At 30.9% G+C, this 6,370-nt stretch carries 7 protein-coding genes; all 7 read right to left on the minus strand.

Annotation, left to right across the window (positions count from 1 at the left end; translation table 11 throughout):
- Window positions 1-30 precede the first annotated feature (30 nt).
- The 7 genes from HUJ77_RS13815 to HUJ77_RS13845 all read right to left on the minus strand — a co-directional run bounded on the left by HUJ77_RS13815 (window position 31) and on the right by HUJ77_RS13845 (window position 6,300).
- Window positions 31-312, minus strand: coding sequence for a hypothetical protein (locus HUJ77_RS13815; protein ID WP_291709568.1), 282 nt, complete (start codon window positions 310-312; stop codon window positions 31-33).
- A 136-nt stretch (window positions 313-448) separates the two neighbouring features.
- A complete protein-coding gene (locus tag HUJ77_RS13820; protein ID WP_291709570.1) occupies window positions 449-634 on the minus strand; it encodes a hypothetical protein in 186 nt (61 codons plus the stop codon).
- A 10-nt stretch (window positions 635-644) separates the two neighbouring features.
- Window positions 645-1,613 carry a dipeptide ABC transporter ATP-binding protein gene (locus HUJ77_RS13825; protein WP_291709572.1) on the minus strand — a complete coding sequence of 323 codons (969 nt, stop codon included), beginning with the start codon at window positions 1,611-1,613 and terminating at the stop codon, window positions 645-647.
- 2 nt (window positions 1,614-1,615) lie between these two features.
- On the minus strand, window positions 1,616-2,584 hold the full coding sequence (locus HUJ77_RS13830) for an ABC transporter ATP-binding protein (protein WP_366033504.1): 969 nt from the start codon (window positions 2,582-2,584) through the stop codon (window positions 1,616-1,618).
- A gap of 14 nt (window positions 2,585-2,598) precedes the next feature.
- Complete coding sequence (gene opp4C / locus HUJ77_RS13835) at window positions 2,599-3,549, minus strand: oligopeptide ABC transporter permease (protein WP_291709574.1); 951 nt, start codon at window positions 3,547-3,549, stop codon at window positions 2,599-2,601.
- 13 nt (window positions 3,550-3,562) lie between these two features.
- Window positions 3,563-4,525, minus strand: a complete 963-nt coding sequence (locus HUJ77_RS13840; RefSeq protein ID WP_291709575.1) for an ABC transporter permease — start codon at window positions 4,523-4,525, stop codon at window positions 3,563-3,565.
- 62 nt (window positions 4,526-4,587) lie between these two features.
- Window positions 4,588-6,300, minus strand: a complete 1,713-nt coding sequence (locus tag HUJ77_RS13845) for an ABC transporter substrate-binding protein (RefSeq protein ID WP_291709577.1) — start codon at window positions 6,298-6,300, stop codon at window positions 4,588-4,590.
- Window positions 6,301-6,370: the final 70 nt, after the last annotated feature.

Genomic DNA, 6,370 nt, shown 5'->3' on the forward strand with positions numbered 1-6,370 from the left:
ACTCAGCATATGCTGAGTTTTTAGCTAGAATTATTTTTTTACATCTTCATATTCAACATCAATAACTTTATCGTCAGAATTATATATATCATCTATACTGATATTATTAGCTGATTTATTATCATATGTATAGTTCATAGTTGACTTCCTACTTTTTCTTCCATTTATATATCCCTTGATTTTAAAAATTACATAAATTGCTATTAAAACTGGAATTAAATAAATCAAAAGATTAATAGCTAAGTATCCTACTATACCTACAACTAATATAGAACTAATAATATAAAATAATGACTTAATTCTATCATTCATATAATATACCTCTTCATCTTAATAATAATATTATTCGCTACCTTGAAGTTATTATACCATAGGTAAAACATTTTATCAATAAGAGATACATAATATTCTTTTAAGAGGTTTAATATACTATTTACACCTCTTTATTTTATTTCCAAAATAGTAAAAGTAACTTCACAATTACCATAAATAGTAATGCGAAACCAAATACTATAGGAAGTATAATAAGATATTGTCTGAACACCATAGCAACTAAATCCTTAAATTTAGGTTTTTCATTCATTCTAGTATCATTAAATAATTCCTTGTCTTTTTTTTCCTTTAATTTAACCATTGTTTCTCCTTTATTTAACCAAATGACATGCTACAAAATGATCTCCACCAACATTTTTATATTCTGGTTCTACCTCCATGCATATTTTTTCTGCATATGGACATCTTGTATGGAATTTGCATCCCTTTGGAGGATTTGATGGACTTGGTATATCACCTGTAAGGATTATTCTATTTCTTTTAATTGTTGGATTTGGTATAGGTATAGCTGAAAAAAGTGCTTTGGTATATGGATGCAATGGATTCTTATATATTTCTTCTTTAGGAGCTTTTTCAACTAAACTACCTAGATACATTACACCAACAGATGTACTTAAATGCTCAACTACTCCCAAATCATGAGAAATAAACATATAAGTTAAATCTTTTTTCTCTTGTAAATCAGATAAAAGATTTATAATTTGAGCTTGAATAGATACATCTAATGCTGAAACTGGTTCATCTAATACAACAAAAGAAGGATCTAATGCTAATGCTCTTGCAATACCTATTCTTTGTCTTTGCCCGCCTGAAAATTCATGGGGATATCTATCTATTTGATATTCAGCTAATCCACATATTTTCATAGTTTCAAGTACTGCATCTCTAACATCTTTTTTAGAAACTAGACCATGGTGAATAAGTGCTTCACCTATTGATTCACCAACTGGCATTCTTGGATTTAATGATGAGTATGGATCTTGAAAAACAATCTGCATATCTGTTCTCATTTTTCTTAAATCATTTTTCTTTAGGGAATGAATATCTTGACCTTTATAAAATACATTTCCTTCTGTTTTATCTAAAAGTCTAAGTACAACTCTACCTGTAGTACTTTTCCCACATCCAGATTCACCAACAATCCCTAAAGTCTCTCCTTTTTTTATGGAAAAACTTACACCATCAACAGCTTTAACATTTCCAACTGTTCTTTGCATTATTCCACCCTTTATAGGGAAATATTTCTTTAAAGCTTCAACTCGTAAAATTTCTTCATTCATTTTTATTCCCCCTCGTATTTAAAGCATGCTACTTTATGTCCTTTTTCTACATATTTTAGTACTGGTTGACTTGATTTACATTTATCAAAACAATGTTCGCATCTATCACTAAAATAACAATTATCAGGCATCCCTATTGGACTAGGAACTTGTCCAGGTATTGAGTATAGCCTTTCTTTATATTCATTTAGTATTGGTTTAGACTTTAGCAATCCTACTGTATATGGATGTGTAGGATTATTAAATATAGTATTAACAGGGCCTTCTTCTATAACCTTTCCAGCATACATAACTACTACATAATCAGCCATTTCTGCAACAACACCTAAGTCATGTGTTATTAACATTATTGCGGTATCTGATTTACTCTTTATTCCCCTCATTAAGTCTAGAATTTGAGCTTGAATAGTTACATCTAATGCTGTAGTAGGTTCATCTGCTATTAATAATCTTGGATTACAGCTTAATGCCATAGCTATCATTATTCTTTGTCTCATTCCTCCACTTAATTCATGAGGATATCTATTTACAACTTTTTCAGCATCAGGTATACCTACCAAAGAAATCATCTCAATAGCTACCTCTTTTGCTTCTTTTTTACTAACTTTTCTATGTAGCATTACTGATTCCATTATTTGTTTACCTACAGTAAATACTGGATTTAAAGAAGTCATAGGTTCTTGAAATATCATTGATATATCATTTCCCCTTATTCCTCTAATCTCTTGATCTGATAATTTTAATATATCTCTTCCATCAAAAATTATCTCACCATCAACTATTTTACCAGGTGAATCAATCAATCTCATTAAACTCATTGCTGTTACACTTTTACCACAGCCTGATTCTCCAACTACACAAACTACTTCACCTTTTTTAATCTTAAAACTAACATCATTTACTGCTTTAACTGTTCCAGCTTCTGTATAAAAATAAGTTTTTAGATTTTTAAATTCTATTAATTCACTCATAATCTATATCCTCCTTACTTCTTTAGTTTCGGATCTAGAGCATCTCTTAATCCATCACCTAATAAATTGATAGCCATAACAGTTAAGAAGATACATACACCTGGCGGTACCCAAAGCCAAGGTCTTTGCATTAAATCTATAAAATTATTTACTGATTGTATCATATTTCCCCAAGAAGCAGCAGGTGGTGTAACTCCCATCCCTAAATAACTTAATGCTGACTCTGTCATTATAGCTCCACCTATACTTAAAGTTGCTGATACTATAATTTGTGGAACTACATTTGGTATTAAATGCTTAAATATTTGCCTTGAATCCTTTAGTCCTAATGCTTCTGCAGCTTGCATAAACTCTTGCTCTCTTAAAGATAGAATTTGGCCTCTAACAAGTCTTGCTATACTTGGCCATGATAAAACTCCAATAATTAACATTACATAAAATATTCTTACATCTGAACTGACATTTAAGTCAGACATAATAGCACCTAAAATAATTAATATTGGTAAAAATGGTATACATAAAAATATATCAACTATTCTCATTATAATAGTATCTGCCCATCCACCATAAAATCCTGCTATGGCTCCTAAAGCACCACCTATAATTATCTCTATAATTACAGCTACAAATCCTACTAATAAGGATATTCTTCCTGCATACATAAGCCTTGTTAATATATCTCTTCCTAAAAGATCAGTACCTAATAAATAATACCCACTAGGAGGTTGCTTTTTCATAGCAAAGTTCATAGTATCTGCTGTATAAGGTGTAAATAATGGTCCTAAAAATGAAAATAATATCATAAATATAAGAATTCCAAGCCCCACCATTGCTAGCTTATTTTTTCTAAGTCTTCTAATAACCATCTTCCATGGAGATAAAGATTGTACTTTATCTATAACAATTTCTTCAACAAATTCATCAACAACTACTTCAAGTTTATTTCTTTCTAAATCTGTACTCATAAATAATGCCTCCTTACTTTAATCTAATTCTAGGGTCTACTAAAGCATAAGAAATATCAGAAATTAAACTTCCTATTAAAGTAAGTATTGCAACTAACATATTAAATGCCATTAAAAACGGAAAATCTCTTGCGTTTAAGCAATCAAAAGCCACTTTTCCAATTCCTGGCCATGCAAAAATTGTTTCAGTTATCATTGCTCCAGTAAATAATCCTGGTAGAGATAATCCTAATATTGTAACAATTGGTATTAATGCATTTCTTAAAGCATGCTTATAAACTACTACTGATTCTTTTAATCCCTTAGCTCTGGCTGTTCTTATATAATCTTGCCTAATAACTTCTAACATACTTGTTCTTGTATATCTCATTAAAGATCCTACTTGTAATACAGTAAGAACTAAAAATGGTAAGAACATATGATAAATTACATCAATAAAATACTTAATCCCTGTAAAATTGCTTCCTGTAGATGTCATTCCTCCAACTGGGAAAAGTTTTAAATCAAAAGCTAAAAACTTAATAGCCATTAACCCTAGGAAAAATGAAGGAAGTGAAATTCCTATCAATGCTAAAACTGTAAAAAATCCATCTACTAATGAATATTGCTTAGTTGCAGATACTATTCCTATTGGAACAGCAATTAAGATACTTGCAATTAATGCTGTTATAGCTAGTGCAAATGAATTCCATATATATGTCTCTATTACACTAACGACTGGTTGTTTAAATTTTAAAGAATCTCCAAAGTTTCCAGTCACTGAGCTTTTCATCCAAGTAAAGTATCTTGTTACTATAGGTTTATCAAGTCCCATACTTTCTCTAAGCTCTTGCTTTTTTTCTTCTGTCATATTTGCATTCCCTTTACTACTAACGTAGTCTCCAGGTGCTTTTGCAATTATGAAAAATACAATAAGAGATACCCCAAATAAAACTACAAGCATTTGTAGGAATCTTCTAGCTATATACGTAATCATATTTATATCCTCCCTATATTAATAGTGCTTAGCCTAGTTACTAGGCTAAGCACTTGTAAATTTTATTCTAAAGTTAATTTATAAAGACTTTGCCAGAAATCTTTATATGGAGTTATTTCATTCTCAAAGCCTTTAACTCTTGAGTTAACAGCCCACATATCTCTTCTTTGATATATGAAGATGTATGGAAGATCCTCATTAAGAACTTGATATAATTCTTTATAAATTTCTTTTCTCTTTTCTACATCAGTTTCTTTTAAACCTTTTGCTAATAATTCATCAACCTTAGGATTTGAATAAGCAGTTTTGTTTTGTGCTCCATTAGTTCCAAATACGCCTGTAGAATCAGCCTTTGCAGTTAATCCCCAAGCCATGAAGAACATTTCAACTGTTCCATTATTAACTTTTTCTCTAACTGCGTTAAAGTCCATTTGTTCTACATCAAACTTAACACCTATTTCTTTATAGTTTGCTTGTGCAATTGGAATTAATGCTTCATTAACAGCATTAGGAGTACTTGCAGTAAACTTAACTTCAAGTTTAACACCATCTTTTTCTCTTATTCCATCTGAACCAACTTTCCAACCTGCTTCATCTAATAATTTTGCAGCTGTATCTTTGTTATATGCATAATCATTTTCACCCTTATTGTATGCCCATGAAACCTTTGATTGAGGAACATTAATAACATCTGCAAATCCACCAGCATAAACTGCTTCAACAACTTCAGCTCTGTTTAATCCATAAGCTAATGCTTGTCTTACCTTTTGATCTTGGAACTTAGGATTTGCAAAGTTAAAGCCAATATATCCATATCCATTAGTAGGGAATATGTGTAAGTCAATAAATTGAGCATCCTTTAAAGCTTGAACGTTATCTTGACTAACTGTTACCATATCCATGTCAACTTCACCAGTTTGAAGCATTTGCATTCTAGTTTCTTGTGAAGTAACCTTATAAATTAAATTTGGTATATTTGGTTTTCCTAAATGATAGTGTTCATTAGCAACTAGGTCAACTTCTTGTCCTGCTACTGTCTTAACTAATGCATATTGTCCTGATCCAAGTGGAGTCTTATGGAAGCCTTTAATATAATCTAAGTTTCCTTGCTTATAGTCTTTTCCATAATAAGCTTTAGATAATATACCTGCTGTAAAATCATATATAGCATCTGCATTTACTTCTTCTAAAGTAAATTCTATATTTCTATCATCAATTACCTTAATACCTTCTATATTTGACGCTGTACCTTCCTTGTATGCTTTTGCCCCTTTAATTTTTGTTGCATATACAAAGTCTGTAGGTCCATCATAAGTAGGATCTGAACCTACTGTGTATGTGAAGGCTACGTCTTCAGCAGTTAATGGTGAGCCATCAGAGAACTTTAATCCATCTTTTAAAGTAAATGAATATTTTAATCCATCATCTGATATTGAATATTTTTCAGCAAGCCCTTCTACCGGCATCCCCTTCTCATCAACAGTAAGAAGTGCATCAAATATACTTTCTGTTATATACACATCATATGCTGATTCTGAATAAAGCGGATTAAACACTTCTTCTGGTGCATCTATACCGATAACTAAAGTATCCTTTCTATCCTTTATAGGATTTTTACTAGGATCCTCTGCCTTTATATATCCTTCTACAGCACTACTTGAGCCCGTTCCTGGTGCTGGTGTATTTGTAGGTGGAGTTTCTACTTTTTTACATCCACCAAGTACTAACATTCCTGCTAAAGCTAATGTTAATACAGATATCATCTTCTTTTTCATTAAAATTTCCCCCTTTTAATATTACTTATTTAATATTCACATTTTAGTATAAAAAATAATTATGATTATT

Source organism: Clostridium sp. (assembly GCF_021443865.1).
Taxonomy (GTDB): Bacteria; Bacillota; Clostridia; order Clostridiales; family Clostridiaceae; genus Clostridium.

Excerpts from the sequence above, each read along its gene's own strand:
- HUJ77_RS13815 (WP_291709568.1), bottom strand. The coding sequence starts at position 312 with ATGAATGATAGAATTAAGTCATTATTTTATATTATTAGTTCTATATTA.
- HUJ77_RS13820 (WP_291709570.1), bottom strand. The coding sequence starts at position 634 with ATGGTTAAATTAAAGGAAAAAAAAGACAAGGAATTATTTAATGATACT.
- HUJ77_RS13825 (WP_291709572.1), bottom strand. The coding sequence starts at position 1,613 with ATGAATGAAGAAATTTTACGAGTTGAAGCTTTAAAGAAATATTTCCCT.
- HUJ77_RS13830 (WP_366033504.1), bottom strand. The coding sequence starts at position 2,584 with ATGAGTGAATTAATAGAATTTAAAAATCTAAAAACTTATTTTTATACA.
- opp4C (WP_291709574.1), bottom strand. The coding sequence starts at position 3,549 with ATGAGTACAGATTTAGAAAGAAATAAACTTGAAGTAGTTGTTGATGAA.
- HUJ77_RS13840 (WP_291709575.1), bottom strand. The coding sequence starts at position 4,525 with ATGATTACGTATATAGCTAGAAGATTCCTACAAATGCTTGTAGTTTTA.
- HUJ77_RS13845 (WP_291709577.1), bottom strand. The coding sequence starts at position 6,300 with ATGAAAAAGAAGATGATATCTGTATTAACATTAGCTTTAGCAGGAATG.